The sequence below is a fragment of the Pseudoalteromonas sp. SCQQ13 genome (genome assembly GCF_015864415.1).
In the GTDB taxonomy this organism is placed as follows: Bacteria; Pseudomonadota; Gammaproteobacteria; order Enterobacterales; family Alteromonadaceae; genus Pseudoalteromonas; species Pseudoalteromonas nigrifaciens.
The window spans coordinates 178,116-198,917 of sequence record NZ_JADYXG010000004.1 but is presented as its reverse complement, the minus strand read 5'-3'; the positions used below and the strand labels follow the sequence as shown (position 1 = coordinate 198,917).

The 20,802-nt window shown below is 39.7% G+C and carries 19 protein-coding genes; 14 read left to right on the top strand and 5 right to left on the bottom strand.

Annotated elements, in window-relative coordinates; translation table 11 throughout:
- Positions 1-159: 159 nt before the first annotated feature.
- The 6 genes from I6F41_RS05280 (at position 160) to I6F41_RS05255 (ending at position 4,092) form a co-directional block, all read left to right on the top strand.
- Entirely contained in the window at positions 160-1,113 is a 954-nt protein-coding gene (locus I6F41_RS05280; RefSeq protein ID WP_011329902.1) for a slipin family protein, read from the top strand.
- Positions 1,114-1,134: 21 nt separating this feature from the next.
- Positions 1,135-1,587, top strand: a complete 453-nt coding sequence (locus tag I6F41_RS05275; RefSeq protein WP_011329901.1) for an NfeD family protein — start codon at positions 1,135-1,137, stop codon at positions 1,585-1,587.
- A 171-nt stretch (positions 1,588-1,758) separates the two neighbouring features.
- A complete protein-coding gene (locus I6F41_RS05270) occupies positions 1,759-2,592 on the top strand; it encodes a patatin-like phospholipase family protein (RefSeq protein WP_197107871.1) in 834 nt (277 codons plus the stop codon).
- Positions 2,593-2,793: 201 nt separating this feature from the next.
- Positions 2,794-3,564 (top strand): undecaprenyl-diphosphate phosphatase, encoded by a 771-nt coding sequence (locus tag I6F41_RS05265; protein WP_197107870.1) that lies wholly within the window; start codon positions 2,794-2,796, stop codon positions 3,562-3,564.
- Between the two features lie 22 nt (positions 3,565-3,586).
- Positions 3,587-3,808, top strand: coding sequence for a hypothetical protein (locus I6F41_RS05260; RefSeq protein WP_011329898.1), 222 nt, complete (start codon positions 3,587-3,589; stop codon positions 3,806-3,808).
- Positions 3,809-3,900: 92 nt separating this feature from the next.
- Entirely contained in the window at positions 3,901-4,092 is a 192-nt protein-coding gene (locus tag I6F41_RS05255) for a DUF3185 family protein (RefSeq protein WP_011329897.1), read from the top strand.
- A 184-nt stretch (positions 4,093-4,276) separates the two neighbouring features.
- Here the strand turns inward: I6F41_RS05255 and ahpF are convergent, their stop codons facing one another.
- Complete coding sequence (gene ahpF / locus I6F41_RS05250; protein ID WP_197107869.1) at positions 4,277-5,848, bottom strand: alkyl hydroperoxide reductase subunit F; 1,572 nt, start codon at positions 5,846-5,848, stop codon at positions 4,277-4,279.
- A gap of 150 nt (positions 5,849-5,998) precedes the next feature.
- Positions 5,999-6,568, bottom strand: a complete 570-nt coding sequence (gene ahpC, locus I6F41_RS05245) for an alkyl hydroperoxide reductase subunit C (RefSeq protein ID WP_011329895.1) — start codon at positions 6,566-6,568, stop codon at positions 5,999-6,001.
- A gap of 256 nt (positions 6,569-6,824) precedes the next feature.
- Here ahpC and I6F41_RS05240 point away from each other — a divergent pair, with 256 nt between their 5' ends.
- From I6F41_RS05240 to I6F41_RS05230, 3 genes are all read left to right on the top strand, one after another.
- Positions 6,825-7,244 carry a DUF3429 domain-containing protein gene (locus I6F41_RS05240; protein ID WP_011329894.1) on the top strand — a complete coding sequence of 140 codons (420 nt, stop codon included), beginning with the start codon at positions 6,825-6,827 and terminating at the stop codon, positions 7,242-7,244.
- A gap of 28 nt (positions 7,245-7,272) precedes the next feature.
- Positions 7,273-7,677 carry a hypothetical protein gene (locus tag I6F41_RS05235; protein WP_011329893.1) on the top strand — a complete coding sequence of 135 codons (405 nt, stop codon included), beginning with the start codon at positions 7,273-7,275 and terminating at the stop codon, positions 7,675-7,677.
- Between the two features lie 183 nt (positions 7,678-7,860).
- Positions 7,861-8,664, top strand: a complete 804-nt coding sequence (locus I6F41_RS05230; protein ID WP_197107868.1) for a class I SAM-dependent methyltransferase — start codon at positions 7,861-7,863, stop codon at positions 8,662-8,664.
- Between the two features lie 8 nt (positions 8,665-8,672).
- On the opposite strand, the gene I6F41_RS05225 is transcribed toward I6F41_RS05230, so the two are convergent.
- Positions 8,673-10,274, bottom strand: coding sequence for a GMC family oxidoreductase (locus I6F41_RS05225; RefSeq protein ID WP_197107867.1), 1,602 nt, complete (start codon positions 10,272-10,274; stop codon positions 8,673-8,675).
- Between the two features lie 104 nt (positions 10,275-10,378).
- Between I6F41_RS05225 and I6F41_RS05220 the strand changes: the two genes are divergently transcribed.
- The 5 genes from I6F41_RS05220 (at position 10,379) to I6F41_RS05200 (ending at position 18,302) form a co-directional block, all read left to right on the top strand.
- Positions 10,379-11,380, top strand: a complete 1,002-nt coding sequence (locus tag I6F41_RS05220) for an AraC family transcriptional regulator (RefSeq protein WP_192532314.1) — start codon at positions 10,379-10,381, stop codon at positions 11,378-11,380.
- A 37-nt stretch (positions 11,381-11,417) separates the two neighbouring features.
- The gene (locus I6F41_RS05215) at positions 11,418-12,422 is read left to right on the top strand and encodes a Gfo/Idh/MocA family protein (RefSeq protein ID WP_089369174.1); all 1,005 of its coding nucleotides are present in this window, start codon (positions 11,418-11,420) and stop codon (positions 12,420-12,422) included.
- 244 nt (positions 12,423-12,666) lie between these two features.
- Positions 12,667-13,527, top strand: a complete 861-nt coding sequence (locus I6F41_RS05210; RefSeq protein WP_089369173.1) for an EamA family transporter — start codon at positions 12,667-12,669, stop codon at positions 13,525-13,527.
- Between the two features lie 688 nt (positions 13,528-14,215).
- Positions 14,216-16,633 carry a TonB-dependent receptor gene (locus tag I6F41_RS05205; RefSeq protein ID WP_197107866.1) on the top strand — a complete coding sequence of 806 codons (2,418 nt, stop codon included), beginning with the start codon at positions 14,216-14,218 and terminating at the stop codon, positions 16,631-16,633.
- An 82-nt stretch (positions 16,634-16,715) separates the two neighbouring features.
- The gene (locus I6F41_RS05200; RefSeq protein ID WP_197107865.1) at positions 16,716-18,302 is read left to right on the top strand and encodes a tetratricopeptide repeat-containing sulfotransferase family protein; all 1,587 of its coding nucleotides are present in this window, start codon (positions 16,716-16,718) and stop codon (positions 18,300-18,302) included.
- 160 nt (positions 18,303-18,462) lie between these two features.
- Here I6F41_RS05200 and I6F41_RS05195 read toward each other — a convergent pair whose 3' ends face one another.
- On the bottom strand, positions 18,463-19,320 hold the full coding sequence (locus tag I6F41_RS05195; RefSeq protein WP_197107863.1) for a PA4780 family RIO1-like protein kinase: 858 nt from the start codon (positions 19,318-19,320) through the stop codon (positions 18,463-18,465).
- A gap of 357 nt (positions 19,321-19,677) precedes the next feature.
- Positions 19,678-20,802: TonB-dependent receptor domain-containing protein (locus tag I6F41_RS18000; RefSeq protein ID WP_231613407.1), on the bottom strand; the 1,125-nt coding region annotated here is incomplete at its 5' end.

Below are 20,802 nucleotides of genomic sequence, written 5' to 3'. Positions count from 1 at the left end.
TACCAAACACACTGCTGTAAATTTAACCTTGAAAGATCAACAGACCCTGACTATTTTATAGTGAAACCACATCAGTAATGTTACTCTAGCAACGTTGAAATTATAAACAACACTAACAATTCAACTTGTTAACTCTTTATTATTAGAAGGAATATTTACATGGACCCGATTGCACAAGTGCTCAATACAATATTTACCGTTGAAGCATTTTTACTCATTTTTGTTTTAGTACTGCTAAAAAGTAGTGTTAAATTTGTACCACAAAACCGCGCTTGGTTAATAGAACGCTTTGGTAAGTATCAATCAACTAAAGAAGCAGGTCTAAACTTTATCATCCCATTTATTGATCGTATTGCTGCAGATCGCAGTTTAAAAGAACAAGCACAAGACGTGCCTTCACAGTCGGCAATCACTAAAGATAATATTTCGCTTACTGTAGATGGTGTTTTGTATTTCCGTGTGCTTGACCCATATAAAGCAACCTACGGCGTTGATGATTACATATTTGCTGTAACTCAGCTTTCGCAAACAACCATGCGTTCTGAGCTTGGTAAAATGGAATTAGATAAAACTTTTGAAGAGCGTGACGTACTGAACACTAATATTGTAACTTCTATCAACCAAGCGGCAGAGCCTTGGGGTATTCAAGTATTACGTTACGAAATAAAAGATATTGTGCCACCACAATCTGTAATGGAAGCGATGGAAGCACAGATGAAAGCAGAGCGAGTTAAACGCGCACAAATACTTGAATCTGAAGGTGACCGTCAAGCCAATATCAATGTGGCCGAAGGGCGTAAACAAGCACAGGTATTAGGTGCTGAAGGTGAAAAGGCAGAACAAATTTTACGCGCAGAAGGTGAAGCAAAAGCAATTATTGCAGTTGCCGAAGCACAAGCCGAAGCCCTGCGTAAAGTGGGTGAAGCTGCCGATACAGAGCAAGGTCAAAAAGCAATTCAGCTTGATTTAGCAACTAAAGCAATAGCTGCAAAAGAAGCCATTGCCAGAGAGTCATCAATTGTATTGCTTCCTGATAATGCCACCGATGCAAGCTCAATGGTTGCACAAGGTATGGCCATTATTAATAGCTTAAATAAAAAGCATCAAGGCTAATAACTAAATAAAGGAGTCGGTATGGAATTTATTACCCAAAATTTACCACAAACCTTAATGGTACTTGGGGTTCTTGCGCTGATCATAGAAGTAGCCGTATTGGGGCTCTCTACCTTTATATTGTTATTTTTTGGCTTATCGTTATTTATAACCGGGCTGCTCATGAGTATGGGAATATTAGCCGACTCTATGACTACTGCGCTTTGGAGTAATACTCTAATAACAGCTGCAATTTCTATATTGCTTTGGAAGCCCCTAAAGCGGATGCAAAATAATGTTGAGCGTAAACCAGTTAATAGCGACTTTGCAGAGCTGACTTTTGTACTTAACCAAGATGTGACTATTGAAGGGTTAAGTACTCATCAGTATTCTGGCATTAGCTGGCAACTTAAAAGCAAACAGCCCATTAGCGCCGGTACGCAAGTTAAAGTAACTAAAAAAGAAGTTGGTGTAATGTGGGTTCAAAGCATTTAAAAACCTACAGCAATTATATTTTTCTAAACAGTTAAAATAACAATAAACGGGCAATTAAACACTGCCCGTTTATTTTGTTGAGTATTTATAATAAATAATCGCCTACCTCCTCCCTCGCACTTTGCTAACTAAGTTGATAGCATTAAAAAATGATGTAAGGAATATATCGTTATGACAAATCAACATAAACACACTTTGGTTGTTGAAGGGGGGGCAATGCGCGGTATTTTTGCAGCCGGTGTACTTGATGAGTTTTTAAAACAAAACTATCAACCATTTGCACGTTATTTTGGCGTATCTGCAGGGGCTACAAATGTAGCCGCCTATTTATGCAAGCAACCAATGCGCAATTACAAAGTGATCACCGACTATTCATGTCGTCCTGAGTTTATTAATCTTGCGCGCTTTATAAAGGGTGGCCATTTATTTGATTTAGACTGGCTATGGCAAGAAACCATTCGTGAAATACGGCTAAACACCGAAGTGTTTGCGCAAAACCCGGCAGACTTTTATATTGTTACTACGGCTATCGAATCGGGTAAAGCCCATTACTTAAAAGCCACCAGCACCGATATGGTCGAGCAATTAAAAGCGTCTTGTGCTATTCCTATTGCGTATCGCGACTATCCAATAATTAATAATATAGCCATGACCGATGGCGGCGTAGCCGACTCTATTCCCGTTATAAAAGCGTATGAAATGGGTGCACGTGAAATAACCGTTATTTTATCTCAGCCTTTGGGTTATCGTAAAAGGCCAAGTAAAGCACCATGGTTAACTAAACAAATATATAAAAACTACCCGGCACTTATTAACACAACCCTCACCAGAGCCGATGTTTATAATCAAAGTATTGATTTTATTAATAACCCACCCGCTGATTGCCGGGTAAATATTATAGCGCCACCAGTTAATTTTAAAGTGGGCCGTACCACTAAAAAGCTTGCAACCCTTAACACTGGCTACCAAATGGGTGTAGACGCCGCAAAAGCATTTTTAGCTTAATTCAAAACTAACTTAAGCTGTATATTTAAAATTACTGCCCTTTATTTTAAATAAACATTAAAACACTTTAGATATTGTTAATAAGCTCTTATCCTATGGCGGAATTTTGATAAGTGAGTTATGTATTGTTTCTCATGAAATATTATGAGCATTAGCAACTCCCATTGTATTTTTTATTAAGTATTTAGGAACACATTGAACGTGGACATTTTTAACGCAATTATTTTAGGTATTATTGAAGGTATTACTGAGTTTTTACCTATTTCGTCAACCGGGCATATTATTGTAGCAGCGCAATGGTTGGGTATAGAAGCAACGGCTACTAATCAAGCATTCGGCGTAATTATTCAATTAGCCGCCATTTTAGCGGTACTAGCCAACTATAAAGATAAGTTCACTCCAAAACATCTTAACTTATGGATAAAAGTAGCCATCGCATTTATTCCGTTAGGCATTATTGCTTTCATTTTTAGTGACCTAATAAAAGCACTATTTAACGTACCTGTTGTGGGAGTAATGTTTATTGTTGGTGGGGTGATTTTTTTACTGCTAGAGCGCAATTATAAAGAACAAAACTGCACCACTACCGATGTTACTCAAGTGACTTATAAGCAAGCAATATGGATTGGTATAGCCCAAGTATTTGCACTTATTCCTGGTACAAGCCGTGCGGGTAGCTCTATTGTAGGTGCTATGTTGTGTGGCTTAAACCGCAAAGCCAGTGCTGAATTTTCATTTTTACTTGGTTTACCTGTACTTGCTGCAGCGTCTGGGTATGATTTGCTAAAGCATTATGACTTATTTACTTTTGACGATTTAACCGCCCTTGCTGTAGGCTTTGTTACCTCTTTTATAGTGGCCTATTTTACAATTAAATTATTTATCCGCTTTTTAGAAAACTTTACTTTTGTAAGTTTTGGTATTTACCGCATTGTATTTGGTGTTATTTTATTAACCATAGCTTACGTTTAAAACATATTTAAGAGAGAAAATAATGAACGAAAAAATAAATCAAGAAGCACTCCACGCACTTAAAATAGCATTTACCTACATGCCTAAAGCAATCGAGGTGACTAAATACGAGTACGGCGAGCGTTATCAAACCGTACTTGATCATATTGAAGCCGTGCGCGAAACACTTCTCATAAACGATGTAGATCCTGAGGAAGTAGGCGGCGATATAAATCCAGAGTACACACCAAATTCAACCTATTAAATAATCATAAATTGCGTTAGCTTATTTACTATTATTTAACTAGTATATTTACTAAGTATTTTTAACTAATTCTCTAAAAACAAGGATCTATTATGAATAACAAAGTGATTGGTATTGTGCTTATTATTATTGGCGTTGCGTTGGCTATTTGGGGGTATGATGTTTATGAAGCAGCTGGCTCACAAGTTAGCCGCGCGCTAAGTGGCGACACGCCAATAGAAGCATGGGCCGGTATGATCGGTGGAGCTGTGTGTATAATAGTCGGCATTACCAGGGTTAAGTAACATACAGCTTATAAACGCGGCATGTTAAAAAACAAAAATAATCAGTGTTTATTTAACCCCTAAATTAAATATAAAAAAAGCCGCCTTTGGAGAAGGGCGGCTTGGGTGAACAAACAGCTATGGGTGTATTTTTGCTGTTATATCAAGAGACGTTTTTTAACTAACCTGATGCAGATTAACTAAATTAAGCTTGCTCTGTTTCATCGCTGTGGCGAATTAAGTAATCAAACGCACCTAAACTGGCTGTTGCACCACTGCCCATAGCAATTATTATTTGCTTAAATGGCGTATTGGTTGCATCCCCCGCGCCATAAACGCCTGGGAGTGATGTTGCGCCTTTGGCATCAATTAAAATCTCACCAAATTTGCTCAGTTCAAGCTCACTGTCATTTAGCCATTCTGTATTTGGTATTAAACCAATTTGTACAAATATGCCCGCAAGAGTGAGTTGCTTACTGTCGCCGCTTACGCGGTCGGTGTAAGTTAAACCGGTTACTTTTTTGCCATCGCCGAGTACTTCGGTTGTTTGTGCACTTTTAATAATAGTAATATTAGCCATACTGCTAGCTTTGCGAATAAGTACTTCGTCGGCACGTAATGTATCGGCAAATTCAAGTACCGTTACATGCTCTACAATATTGGCTAAATCAATCGCGGCTTCTATACCTGAATTACCGCCACCAATTACCGCAACCGGTTTGCCTTTAAATAAGGGCCCATCGCAATGTGGGCAATATGCCACACCGTGGCCACGATATTGTTGCTCGCCAGTCACGTTCATTTCGCGCCAGCGTGCGCCTGTTGCCAGTACCAGCGACTTGGCACTCAGTACCGCGCCATTTTCTAGAGTAATTTCGTAACCATTATTATTGCGACTAAGCTTAGCTGCGCGTTGATTATGCATTACATCTACATCGTATTCTTTAACGTGCTCTTCTAGTTGTGCTACCAGTTTTGGCCCTTCGGTGGCTTTAATCGAAATAAAGTTTTCGATTGCTAAAGTATCGGCTACTTGTCCGCCAAATCTATCTGCAACAATACCGGTGTTTAACCCTTTTCGTGCTGAGTAAATAGCAGCCGATGCACCCGCAGGCCCACCACCAATAACTAACACGTCAAACTTTTCTTTTTTACTTAACGACTCAGCTTGGCGCTTTGCACCTTTGCTATCTACTTTATTGAGTATGTCGGTTAAGCTTAGTGCACCTTGGCTAAATGGTTCGCCATTTAAATAAACAGCCGGTACAGCTAAAATGTTGCGCTCTTCTACTTCGCCTTGAAATAACGCGCCATCTATCATGGTGGCTTTAATTTTATTATTCGTTGCTGCCATTGTATTTAGAGCCTGCACTACTTGTGGGCAGGTTTGACAACTTAAGCTTATATACACTTCAAAATTAAGCGCTTGGTCGAGCGACTTTATTTGTTCAATGTCCTCGGCTTTTGCTTTACTGGCATGCCCGCCAGTGTGCAATAGCGCTAACACTAAACTAGTGAATTCGTGGCCCATAGGTACACCCGCAAACGTAATATGGGTGTTTTTAATAGGTGAATGTACAACCATTGACGGACGACGCGCGCTTGTGTCTGGGTTGTTTATTACCGTAAATTTATCGCTTAGTGAGGCTAAATCGTTTGCTAAGCTTGCTACTTCTGTTGATTTTTTGCTGTCGTCCAAGGCGATAAGCAGCTCAACAGGTTGAGTAAGCGATTCAAAATGGCTTTTTAATTGATTTTTTATGTTGTTATCTAACATGGCTTAACCCTTTTAGAAAATTTAAACAGCAAGCCTCCCATGCCAAATAATGCATGTGCTTAAACAAGTATATTGATATAGGAGGCACCAACAAACGGATGTTCGTTGATTTAAGGGCAGTTACCTGCCCTTACTTGGTAAATCGAGTACTTAGATTTTACCAACTAGGTCCAGTGAAGGTGCAAGTGTGTCTTCACCTGGCTGCCAAGATGCAGGGCAAACTTCACCGTCGTGAGTTGCAATGTATTGTGCAGCTTGTACTTTACGAACAAGTTCTTTAGCGCTACGGCCAATACCTAAATCGTGAGTTTCGATAATTTTAATTTCGCCTTCTGGGTTCATTACAAATGTTCCGCGAAGTGCTAAGCCTTCTTCTTCGATCATTACGCCAAAGCTACGTGTAATACGCCCTGTTGGGTCGCCAATCATAGGGTAAGTAATTTTACCTATTGTGTCTGACGTGTCGTGCCATGCTTTGTGAGTAAAATGAGTATCGGTAGATACTGAATAAACTTCTACGCCCATTTCTTGTAATTGTGCGTAATAATCTGCCATGTCGCCAAGTTCAGTTGGACATACAAAAGTGAAATCTGCTGGGTAAAAGAAGAAAATAGACCATTTACCAAGTACGTCTTTTTCAGATAATTCTACAAAGTCGCCGTTGTGGTAAGCGGTTGCATTGAATGGTTGTAATTTTGTGTTGATTAATGAAGTGCTCATGGTATTTCCTCATTTCTGTTTAATGTATTTAAAAAGTAATCAACGCTATCGTTTTAAACGACCTTCTGCGTTGGCTTGATTAATACTATAAGACTTATGAAGATTTAAATAAAATTGATTGTTTAGATTGATTCAATCAGTTTTTAAGATGGTGGTTTGGCAAATTACTTTTATACGCAATTTTTTAAGGTAGCTATTAGTAATACTGTTACAATAGCCGCGCTAAATACTCACCATATAAACGAGGCGTGCTGTTATGGAAAAATTTATTAACCACATACAACTAGGCTACTTGGGCTTGCTCCCATTTTTAGGCTGTGTTGGTTGGCCACTAATGTTTGGCAGTAACAGTGTAAACTTAGAGTTTTTTACTTTTTACAGCATTGCTATTTTAGCCTTTATGGCGGGTAACTTATGGCGCGCTGGTGAGCAAAGTTACAGTAATGCTATAAAAGCAGTTATTGTAGTTATACCTGTACCGTTTTTATCATTTTTACCAGTTGAATGGGCGCTTGCGTGGTTAGCGGTAAGCTTTTGGTTGGTGCTTATTTTTGAAAAAGCCTCACCGCAATGGCAAAGTTACCATAAAGATTATCAAAAAATGCGTTTTGTACTTACCTCTGTGGTGTTTGTATGCCATATATTTACTATTGGTATGAGCATTTACCCTAACTAATTTAAACTATTGCGCTTAAGGGCACACCATGATTGACCAATTGCGCCAGCAACTTAATACGCTTGGCGAAAACTACGTAGAAAAAAAAGCGGTATTTAAAATTAAAGTTATTCCATTTTTTTGTGCCATTAGTATAAAAAAAGATCATAAAAGTGAAGGCCGTCTGAGCTTTTATTCTAATCAACTCATTGAAATACTTATGGTGGTATTATTTGTTTTGTTTGGCTTATCTATTTACGACATAGACGCTGGCTTTACCCATGGCCCTATTCATATTATGTTCGCAATTTTAATTACCTTTAACCTTATACTTAAGCAAGTGGCCATTGAAGGGTTAAAAACACGTTTAGCCATGCTGCGTTTATATGAGCAACAAGCGCTAAATAATAACGCCGACGTTATCATTGCAAATAGCGATAAAAATACTAAATAACCTGATCTCAAGCAGCTACTTTCAGCGCTAACTGCGTTGAATTTACTTGCAATAGGCCAGCTATTGACGCGTAAATTCGCCTTGTTTTCACTGAAAACCTCTGGCTAGAGAAAGTAAAATTAAATATAAATATGATTCAATACGTTAGTAAATCTCTTAACCAGAGTCCAGGTTAAATAACTTATGTACCTAAATCCCAAATGGAAAATACTCACTGTGGGCGATGGCGATTTATCGTTTTCTAACGCGCTGCATCAGCACCTAAAGCCGAGCTTATTGGTTGCCTCTACGTTTGATGACGCAGCCACTATTGAGCATAAATACCAAGACAATGCACTAAGCACTTTAAAAACCAATAAAGTAACCGTACTTAATAGCTTTGATGTTACAAAACCCCATTGCTGGCAAAACCTAAACGTTAACTTACATAGCTTTGATGTGGTTATTTTTCAATTTCCGCTTGTTCCTGCCTTTGTGGGCCGCGAAGCGTTTGAAAACAATACTCAACAAACCAGTATGAACGTATTTAATCGTGCTTTACTGCACCAATTTATAAAATACGCTAACGAGTATGCGCTTAACCCCAATGGCCCAATGCTGTGCTATATCACTTCAAAAGACGTAAAGCCTTATCGGGAGTGGAATATAGAAGGCAGTTTAAATGCACATTTAAACGCTGAGTATTTAGGGCAAATGCCGTTTGATATTAGCCGCTTTGCTGGTTATAAAATTCGCAATGTTGACCGTGATAAACACGTAAAAGACACCAGCGGTATTACCTATGTATTTAGCCCAAAACAGCATAGCGAGTTAAGCTGTCATCTTACTTTGCCGCATTATTTAACCCCAAATCACTGCCCACTTTGTCGTGTTGGCCCTTATATGGCAACCGAGGACGAAAACAAACACTTAAATGCCAATAAGCATCAGCAAATGCTGCGCCTAGAACACGACTGGCAACAATGGCTTAATGCCTTTTATGCTTAACGCTTAATTTAAGGATTAGCCTGCTTAATTAAATCGGCCGCTTTTTCAGCAATAGCAATAACCGCAGCATTGGTGTTACCGGTTATTATGCTGGGCATAATTGAGGCGTCTACTACACGTAGCCCTTGTATAGCGTAAACTCGCAGCTCATTGTCAACCACTGCAAGTGGATCATTACCCATTTTACAGGTGCCTACTGGATGGTATTCGGTATCGGCCGTTTGACGAATAAATTCAATCAATTGCTCATCGTTATTTATATCAAGCGGGTAAACCATGTCACCACGAATAGCATCAAATGCACTGCTTTGCATTATTTGTAATGTTTTTTTCAGCCCTTGTAACATCACTTTTATATCGTCGGGATGGCTTAAATAATTAGGATCGATTAGCGGCGCGCTGCGCGGATCACTATCGGCTAACTTAACAGCACCGCGGCTTTTAGGGCGCATAATACTACTATGAATACTGTAACCATGGCCGGTGTGTAATTTTCGGCTGTGATCATCCACTAAACCCAGCACAAACTCTAGCTGTACGTCTGGCGCAGGGGAGTCATCAAATAACTTAATAAATGCATGCGACTCTGCAAAGTTAGTAGTTAAGCACCCTTGGCGCTTACTAAACCAATCTATACAGCCTTTTAACACTCTAGCTGCCCCTGGAATACTCAAGCCAAACGTGCCTTTACTGGTTTTTGCTCTATACAATGGCACCACTGTAAGGTGGTCGTGTAAGTTAGCCCCCACCCCTTCTAATGGTACTATCACCTTAATATTATGTGCGTGTAAATGCTTGCTGGGGCCAACTCCTGAAAGCATTAATAGTTGCGGCGAATTAATTGCCCCGGCACTGAGGATCACTTCGTTATTGGCGTATAAATTAACCACCTGTTTATTACGTTCAATTTGTACACCTTGCGCCATATTATTGTTTATTATTACTTTATTTACATGGCTATTGGTTAATACGGTTAAGTTTGCACGTTTTAAATGAGGAGTTAAGTACGCTTTAGCTGCGCTGCAACGCTCTCCATTATGTTGCGTAACCTGTGACAGCCTAGCACCTTGCTGCTCGGTTGCATTTATATCGTTATTTAAACTCACCCCTTGCTCAACGCAGGCATTTAAAAAACATTGATTTACTGGGCTTGGCTCATTCAATTCTTGTACGTGAAGTGGCCCTTGTGTGCCATGTAACTCACTATTGGTAAATGTTTTATTGTTTTCGGCTTTTATAAAGTAGGGTAATAAACTGTCATAATCCCAGCCACTATTGCCATTGGCCGCCCACTGATCGTAATCGTATTTATTGCCTCTAATATACACCATGGCATTAATAGAGCTTGAGCCACCCAATACCTTACCTCGTGGCATAAAACCACAGCGATTATTCAGCTCTTTTTGCGCTACTGTATTGTAATGCCAGCTATTAATACCATAAGGCACACTTGCAGCAACCCCTGCAGGCATTTGTACAAAAGCAGTATTATCGCTAGAGCCTGCTTCAATTAAGCACACACTTACATTGGCATTTTCTGATAGCCGCGAGGCAATAACACACCCTGCACTGCCCGCGCCTACTACAATGTAGTCAAATGTTGTATTCATAGCATGCCTTTTATAATTTTCACAAATTGCCCATAACCACAATATTGCATAGATAAAAACATAAAAACTTGATATTTTTAGACACTCAACAGCAAAGGTTAACTATGAGCAGCTTAATAAGAGCCACGTCTTTACAAGGTATTGATACGCTAATTTTAGAATTTGGCGCAAATGTAACTGCCATTATGCAAGCGTGTAATATTAACGTTGATTTTACTCAGCTCGAAAACCAATATGTAAGCTATCGTTGCTATGCAGCATTATTAGAATACTGCGCACAACAATTTAATTGCCCCAGCTTTGGCTTAAAGCTCGCCAGCCGACAAAGTTTTGATATTTTGGGTTATATTTCTATTGCCGCTAAAAGCGGTACCTATTTAAGTGATGCACTCGATTGGGTGGTTAAATACTTACATTTGCACAGCCCTGCTCTTCGGCTTACGGCTCATCCATTAGAGGACGATAAAAGCTTATTTTTATCGTTCGAAATTAACCTCAACCCGCTACCTAACATTAACCAAGTTACCGAACTAACGATTGGCTTAGCAATGGGAGCGATTAAAAAGCTTAGTAATAACCAATGCAAACCTATCACAGTTTTTTTACCACAAAAGCTCACCACTAGTAAGTATGCTTATAACAGCTATTTTGACTGTAAAGTAATAGAGCACCGTAACAGCGCGGGTATTGTGATTGCGAAACAAGACTTAAGCATAGCACTTGAACAAGGGGAGCTGATAAACGTAGAGGCTGCACGAAACTTTTTAGCTAAAAATAGTCAATACAACAGCCCATTACCCATTCAAGTAAGCGCGTTAATGCGCCCCATGCTGCCTATTTATCAGTGCTCTAATCACACGATTGCTGCGGCGCTTAATATGCATCCACGTACTTTGCATCGCAAACTAGCTAAGCATAATACCAGCTTTGTAAAACTCAAAGATGCCACGCGCCGTGCACTTGCACAGCACTACCTAACACAAGGGCAACTTACTATATCAACCATATCAGAATTATTGGGTTATCAAGAACAAGCCACATTAAGCACCAGTGTTAAACGCTGGTTTGGCTGTTCTCCTCGCGCATTTAGAACAAATAATTGTTAAACTGCGTATCACTTTTTATGAATTTATAGAGTTGAGTATGAACTTTGTTATTGTCGGTACTAATTTTATTAGCGATACCTTATTAAAAGCAGCCAACACCTTAATCGATTTTAATTTATATGGTGTGTGCTCGCGCGCAACAACGAGCGGCGAAGCCTTTTTAGCTAAACACCCAAAAAATACTCAAGCAAAAATATTTACCTCAATAGAGCAAGTTTGCCAAGACGAGCACGTAGATGCCGTTTATATTGCCGCACCAAATAGCTTACATCAGTTATATGCAGTGCAATGCTTAGCAGCAGGTAAACATGTACTGGGAGAAAAACCAGCAGCGGCCAATAGTGCCGAACTAGCCGCTATTATAGCAACCGCTAAAAAGCATCAATGCTTATACATGGAAGCCATGATGACCACGCATTTACCCAACTTTGCACTGTTGCAACAGGCCATGCTAAAAATTGGTACGCCGCGTAAGTTTATTGGACAATATAGTCAATATTCGTCGCGCTACGATAAATATAAAAATGGCGAGCGCCCAAATACCTTTTTACCTCAGTTTGCTAATGGTGCTTTGGTTGATTTAGGCATTTATCCGCTGTATTTATTAATAGCACTGTGGGGCGCACCAAATAGTGTACACGCAAGTGGTGTACTCCTTGATACAGGTGTAGATGGCGCAGGCGATGTACTCTTAAATTATCACGATAAACAAGCGGTGATCAGCTACTCAAAAATATCGCAAGGCGATAATATTACCGAAATACAAGGCGAACTTGGCCGCATTCGGATTGAAGCAGTGTCGCAACTCAAAAAAGTAGAGTTTATTGCTAACAACGGTGAACGTGAACTACTTTCGCAGCCTTTTGACGAGCATTTTATGAAATATGAAGTTGATCATTTTATGCAAATGGTGACACAAAAAGCGCCGCAATCGGATATTAATACACACCAGCTTAGTGTTGAAGTAATGCATGTACTTGATACCGCTCGCGCGCAATTAGGTGTTGTATACCCAAACGATAAAGCGTTTGAGACAAATTAAACCTTTGCTATAGTGCCTATTAGCCGCTTTATAATATGAGTGTTAGTTTAATAGCTAACATTCATACGTTTTTAACTACTTTTTAGCTTGTGAAGCAACGAGCTTAACAGTCGCAACAACATATGTTTTCTTTAACAATAACAAAGCGTAAGTTGCTTAATATGTTGTTTATCGAATAAGTTTACCTCGAGTATCAAAAACAGGTAGAATGCGCCAAATTTAATAGTGATATACAAGGAAAATAATGCATTCATCTACGAAAGAACTCTTACTCGCTGTTTTTTGTATATTGCTCGCTATGGTAACTATCCAATCTGGTGCCTCGCTTGCCAAGCAACTCTTCCCTATTGTAGGCCCTGAAGGGACTACTGCACTGCGTTTAGGCTTTTCTGCCACTATTTTATGCCTGATTTTTAAACCGTGGAAACACTTACCTGCCGCAGGCCAACGATTTCCTATTTTAATTTACGGCCTGAGCCTCGGCGGTATGAACATTTTGTTTTATTACGCCATAGAGCGTATTCCACTGGGTATTGGCGTTGCACTTGAATTTACCGGCCCATTAGCAGTTGCATTATTTTCATCGCGCCGTAAGCGTGATCTATTTTGGGTAGGCTGTGCTATTGCGGGCATTTTATTATTACTGCCCGATATGAAAGGCCAAGAAAGCCTAGATCCGGTTGGCGTTATATTGGCGCTTGCCGCTGGTGCATGTTGGGCAGGTTATATTCTTTTTGGTAAAAAAACCGGTAATCAAGGCTCTGGTGGTGCAACTGTGGCTATGGGTATGACTATTTCGGCCATTGTACTTGTGCCCTATGGCGGAATTTTGCAAGCCTCTTCATTCAGTTGGGATATTATTCCGTTAGGTATTGCTATTGCAGTACTCTCAAGCGCCCTGCCGTATACCCTAGAAATGATCACTTTGCGTAATATGTCGTCGCAAGGCTTTAGTATTATGATGAGTTTAGAGCCCGCAATTGCAGCATTAGCCGGATTACTCATATTAGGCGAACTATTGTCTATTTGGCAGTGGCTGGCAATATTACTGGTAATTATTGCCTCTGTTGGCAGTTCAACTTCAAAACCACAAAGCAGCAGTTAAACTATCCTCATTAAGCGATTAGGGCGTATTAACCTTAGGGATTAAAATTTGTTCAATTTAGAGGCAATTTAATCCCGGCGCGAAATTTGTTATCTAATGGGCTCAATAACTGCCCCGGCTTTATTTTACTGGCTTACATCCATGCAGGAAAAGTTACTTCCCCCTAGATAGAAGCCTTCGGGCAGCACATGTTTGGCATTTATGCGTCGTTATCGCCTGCTTCTGGGGAATAACCACATTACATAGGCTCTGCCTAGCCTAAAAAACAAACGCACTGCTACAAATTCAACCTCAAAAGATAAATACGCCCTACCCCCTAATGACTTTAATTTTTTAATGAAAACGGCCATATTTTTTGTCTCATTTCTGCTTGTTACTTTAACCCTCAGCTTGCATTTAAATGCATAACGGTTTTGCTCATCCGTGTAATGTCACTTGCTACTCACATCTTGTTATAAAATTTTACTACTGTTTAGCTTTTAACAACTAAGCAGCAAGAGCTTACTGAATGCTTTTTAAGCAAGCAATTGTTGCTAGTGGTTATTTATTAATCTAAATAACTTTAGAGGCAATATTTATTCTATAAAAGTGAATTATAATTCATATTTTCATTCCCAGATGTATTCCACCCTGATAAACTAAAACCCTTACTTACCCATTATAACTAATTGCACTAGGATCACTTTTTATGTTTAAACCAAGCCTGTTAACCTTGGCTATTTCAAGCACACTTTCAAGTGTGGTTTTATTCTCTAATACCGCTTCAGCTCAAGAACAAGTGGTTACAAAAAACAAATCACTTGAAGTTATAGAGGTTACGGCAACACGACGCAGCGGCTCTGTACAAGCAGCACCACTTAATATAACCGCGCTTGACGCTGATGTAATGAAAGATCAAAACATTAGTGAACTTGCCGATGTAGCACGCTGGGTTCCTGGTTTAATAATTACTGATCAAGGTGGCCGCGAAGGTTCACCTATTATTGTACGTGGTTTAAATACTAACTCATCGGGTCCAGCGTCAGATGGCGGCACTGTAGCAACTTATATCAACGAAATTCCGGTAAGTGTTGATATGCGCCTCGTTGATATTGAGCGCGTAGAAGTACTTATTGGGCCACAAGGTACATTATATGGCGCAGGTACATTAGGCGGCGCCATTCGTTACATGCTAAAAGCGCCAGAGCTTGATTATACCTCAGGCGAAATTTACGGTGATGTTTTTCAAACCCAAGAAAGTGACTCAGTAGGCGGTGAAGGCGGCTTTATTTTCAACTTACCAATTATTGAAGATACGCTTGCCATACGTACTAGCTTAAACCTATATAAAGATCCGGGTTTTGTAGATTACAATTATGTTGTTCGTGAGCCGGGAGTATCGCTTAGCGATCCTGATTGGAGCAATACTGATGCCGTTAACAACAACCTTAAACAAGTAAAAGATGCCAATGGCGAAACAACCACTACAGGGCGTATATCAGTTCGTTATAAAGCGAGTGAGTCTTTTGAAGGTACGCTTAACTATTTTTATCAAAAACAAGACAGCGAAGGTCGTTCAATTGTTCATAGCAACAGCTTAAATGCAAACAATGGCTTAAGCGATATAATTGGTAAGTACGAATCAGCGTATCGTTACGAAGAGCCACGCGTGAAAGAAGATCAATTACTTAGCCTAGAACTCAAAGCAGACTTAGGCTTTGCAGAATTAGTATCGGCTACCGGTATATCAAGCTTTGAAGCTGAAGGTCAACGCGACCAAACAGATTTACTGATCCGTCTTGATTATGGCTACGAAGAATTTCCAGCATTTTCAACATTTACCCGCGAAATTGATGAAGTAGATACTTTTACCCAAGAGCTGCGTTTAGTATCACAAAGTGATAGCGATTTTAGTTGGATAGTAGGTGGTTTTTATAATAAAAAAGACACAGATGCATCAAGTAGAGAATTTACACCAGGTTTTGATCAGTTTGCGGTTGATAACTTTGGCGCAACTCAACTTAGACCTGATGCACTAGAGTACCTAGAAATAACGAGCAGCAAAGTAACAGAGTCGGCTCTTTTTGGTGAAGTGGGTTATCAAGTAACCGACAAACTAGATATAACGCTTGGTGTGCGCTTTTACGAATACGATGTAAAGTCTAAAGCCGCTTTTGACTTTCCGTTAGCAAATACATTATATGATGGTGCTGGCCCTAACGATATCGCTATTAACTTTGAAGAGAATGCAGCAAGTGATAACGGTAATCTGTTAAAATTTAACGCAAAGTATCAATTTAATGACACCGTAATGGGCTATGTAACGGTAAGTGAAGGCTTTAGAATTGGTGGTTCAAATGGCTTGGTTCCGTGCCCTGATCCACTTCCTGATGATCAACAAACAGGCTGTGGTAAACCAGATGAAATGCTATTTGATGCCGATATAACGACCAATTACGAGCTTGGCTTTAAAAGTACATGGTTTAGAAGTCAGTTACACTTTAACGCTGCACTCTTTAACGTAGATTGGGACAATGCGCAAATTACTGGGGCAACCGCAGTGGGGCAACTGCCTTACCTTTCAAACGCTGGCAGTGCTAACGCAAAAGGCATTGAAATTGCTACTCGCGCTATTTTATCAGACTCATTTAGCGCCTATGCAACATACGCTTACACTAAAGCGGAGCTAACATCAGATGCACCATTTTTATTTAACGCCGACGGTACTGATGGCGCTGCAGATGGCGATCGTTTACCTGGTTCACCAGAGCATCAGTTTTCATTAGGTATTAATTACCAAACTGACGTGTTTAACGACAAAACATTAGATATAAACTACGGCTTAACTGCGCAAAGCGACGTTATTTCAAAAGTTGGTTTACGTGATAGTGGTGAAGTACTACCAGGTTACAGCCTAAGTAATATTTCAGCTAAGTTAACAGCAGATGCGTGGTCAACTACATTGTATGTTGATAATATGTTTAATAAATATGCTGTTACATCGGTACGTCGCTCAGATGCCGATATTACAAGTGCTAATGGCGCAGAAATACAACGTAACTATGGCCATTACATTAACCGCCCTCTTACGGTAGGCATTAAATTTAACTACAAGTTTGAAATATAATTTAAATTACATTTAAACTGTACTTAATCTATGTCATAAAGGCTCAAATTTATTTGAGCCTTTTTATTTATACGAGCTAACTATGCCCCCTAGCCTAAAACAGTTACATCAAAGTGCCATAAATTACTTAAACCAAGGTGATGTGCAACAAGCGCATAAAGCTTTAGTTGAACTTGTTACCCAAAAACCAGACTTTGCAGACGGCTATTTTTTACTAGCTATGGTAAACCTACAAGTGGGGCAAATTTACAAAGCCATTCAGCTGATTGAAAAAGCGCAAGGTTTGCAAGAAAATGTTGAATACACAGCGCAACTGGCAAAATGTTACGCACTTACAGGACAACTACAAAAAGCCAAAGCAACCGCATTAAGTGTTGCACTTAGCAAAATAACCAAAGCGCTGGATGCAGACACTTTAGGCGTTGCACTCACACAAGCGGGTTTACACGAACAAGCGATAAATTACTTTGAATACGCGTTAACACTGGCAAATAACAAACAAACTCCGCAAGCACAGTTCTTTTATAACTTTGGTGTTTGCGCTAAGTTTTTAGGCCTTTTTGAGCAAGCTCAAAATGCGTTTGAAAATGCTATTACTCTAAAACCATTACACCACCAAAGCCACTTTGCATTGAGCGATTTAACTAAGGCAAGTACGCAAACTAACCATATTGAACGCTTAAAAACGGTTGCTGAACAGGTTACTCACCCCGATGCAAAGCTACATATTGGCCATGCTCTAGCAAAAGAATATCAAGATATTGGCGCATTTTCGGATGCCTTTTTAGCACTGCAACAAGGTAAAGCCGATAAACTTAAAAACAGCCCATTTGATAACGAGGGATCAGCGGCTTTATTTGCACATATTAAAAAATTAAGCCTTGAGCATAACGAGCCAAACGCCTCAGGTAACCCAAGCAACGAGCCTATTTTTGTTTTAGGTATGCCGCGCTCTGGCACCACCTTAGTAGAGCGTATTTTATCAAGCCACAGCGACGTGCAATCAGCAGGGGAGCTGCAAGACTTTGGCTTGTGTGTTAAAAAAATAAGCAAAACCACCTCGCCGCACGTGCTTGATAACCAAACCTTGAGTAGCGCCTATCAAATTAACTTTGAGCAACTTGGCACTAATTACTTAAATGCTACCCGTGTAGTTACAGGTAATAGTAAACACTTTATTGATAAACTCCCCTTTAACTTTTTTTATATTGATTTAATAACCAAAGCATTACCTAATGCAAAAATAATTTGCCTGCTGCGCGACCCAATGGACACCTGTATTGGTAACTATCGCCAACTATTTAGTATTAATAACCCTTATTACGCTTATTCGTTAGATTTACTTGATACCGCTAAATTTTATAGCCGTTTTTATAAACTCATGCAGCATTTTCAAAGTTTGCATAAAAATACAATAAAATTAGTTCAGTACGAGGAGTTAGTAGCGCAGCCCGAAGTGCAAATTAAAGATTTAGTTAAGTTTTGTGATTTAGCGTGGCAACCGCAGTGTATTGATTTTCATTTAAATACAGCGCCGGTTTCTACCGCCAGTAAAGTGCAGGTTCGTCAACCGCTCAACAACAAAGCTATTGGCCGCTGGCGTGCATTTAAACCACATACAAATGAAATACAGCAGTACTTTAAAGCGCAGGGAATAGGAGTGAAATAACTGCTAAATTACTCAAGGTGAAAGGGAAAGCGTTAAAAAAAACATTTTGCTTTATACGGGCTCAGGCCGCGATTAAGTTAACCTTTGTTTTATTGAATTTAACTGCAACGGTTTGATGTCTAGCTACTAAACGCTAGACATCAGCTTAATTTAATTAAGTTTAAGCATCTTCGTCAACGTCTCGAATACGGTCTAAGCGCTCCAGCTCTTCTTCACGAGCGGCTTCAATTTCTTCAAGTATTGCATCAACATCTGCGGCTTCACTGTTATCTTCAAATTCACCTGTTAAAGTGGAGTTAGCCGTTAAGTTAGCCTCAGAAAACAATGCCCACATTTCTTTGGCGTATTGAGTTTGCAATAAAGCTGGGGCATATTCGCCGTAATAACGGCGCATATTATTAACATCGCGAGCAAACATTGCTTCGGCGCTATTATTCGCTGCAGCATTAACCGCTTGCGGTAAGTCAATAATTACCGGGCCTTTGCTGTCAACCAACACATTAAATTCTGATAAGTCGCCGTGGATGATACCCGCACACAACATTAATTTAATGTAATGCATCATTAAGCTATGCTGCCTAATCGCCTCTTGTTCACTAAGAGCTACATTACCTAACTGCGGTGCAACATCGCCGCTGTCATCGCACACAAGCTCCATTAGCAACACACCATCAATACAGCCGTAGGTGTCGGGTACACGTACACCGGCACTCGCTAAACGTGATAGCGCATCAACTTCGGCATTTTGCCAAATCTCTTCTTCTAATTGGCGACCATAACTTGAGCGTTTACCCATAGCACGCGCTTGGCGCCCACCACGAACTTTACGGCCTTCTTGATATTGTGCGGCTTTTTTAAAACTACGTTTACTGGCTTCTTTATAAACTTTAGCGCAGCGAATATGATCGCCACACTGCACTACAAAAACATCGGCTTCTTTACCGCTCATAAGCCTGCTGAGTACGTCATCAATTAAACCATCATCAACTAGCGGTTGTAGGCGTTTAGGAATTTTCACAGATTTTCTGCTAAATAAAAGGCGCTAATAACGTTTATTTTATTAACTTGGTTATGGTTGTCTAGGTGGTTCAAACGAGGTGTTACCTTTGCGGATTAAGTGCGATTATAGAGTAGTAGCAAGCAGTAATAACATTTAAGTGTAAACTAAGCAGCTACATATATGTGGCTAGAATAAGCGACTCAAGCGTAAAAGCCAACCGCATTTTATAATTTTTCAGCTTTTTTAAACAAACTTTAATACTGGCTGCATTTACTGCAATAAAATTTATGCCTAACTACAATAAATAATGGCTATTTAGTATATAGCCATTATTTATTTTTTAAAAAGAAGTCATTAAATAGCTAATTAAAGCACTTAAAACTGCCATGCTAAAGAAGCCCAATAACGACGTCCGTCTTCTACATAACCATACTCTACTTCGCTAATTTCTTTATCAAATAAGTTATAAACCCCCACGCCTAATTTAATGTTGTTACTTAATTGATAGTTTGCACCTAAATCTGCTGTGGTATAGCTTGGAGCAATTAAGCTACTTTGCGATGGCCCAGTTGTAGGTTGGCTTTCTTCCCCGCGATAGTGCATACGTGCCCATGCACTAAATGCATCGCTTAAAACCCAATTAACAGAGGTTTGCAGTAAGTGTGTTGGTAACTGATTTAATGGGCTTCCTGCATAAGTGCCCGTTTTTTGCTCCGATTCGGTGTAAGTATAATTAGCGCTTGCACTTACTTTACTGCTTAGTTTAAGCGATGCTGATAGCTCAAACCCTTGTGTTACTGCTTCATCAACATTTACGTAGGTTGTTGGGTCTGAACCAAATTCATTTGGACCGTCGGTGCATTGAGTTAATGGGCAAGCTATACGTGATATTTTATCGTCAAACTGATTATAGAAAACAGTGGCCGAGGTACTGAACTTTTCACCTTTATCGTAATAAACACCTACTTCATAATTTATTGATTTTTCAGGCGCCAAATTCGCATTACCATAAATATTACCGCCGCGACTAACCTGCCCCCATTCTGGCGTAGTTGCTCGTAAACTAGGTGCTTTAAAACCGGTAGATATACCTCCTTTGACGGTTAAATTATCGCTCGCATTAAGCACACCATATAAACGTGGGCTAATATGGCCGCCAAAGTTACCATCATGGTCGTATCGAATACCGCCGGTTAATGCAAATAATTCGCTGGTTCGCCATTCATCTTCGCTAAATATAGACCATTGCTCGTTATCTATTTGCGATACATCACTTAATTTGTTGCTGGTATGATCGGTTAAATCTTCTTTTTTATAGGAAGCGCCCAATGTCGCATTATGCTCACTCGCAAGCGGAATACTCCACATCGTTTGTGCATCAGTATTTTTAATAAGCATTTCGCGTGATTTATTATTATATTCATCGTACTTTATATAGCTATTAGAACTACCAAAGTCATAATAACCATTATGGCTTACCGAGATGGTTTTTTTTTTGTT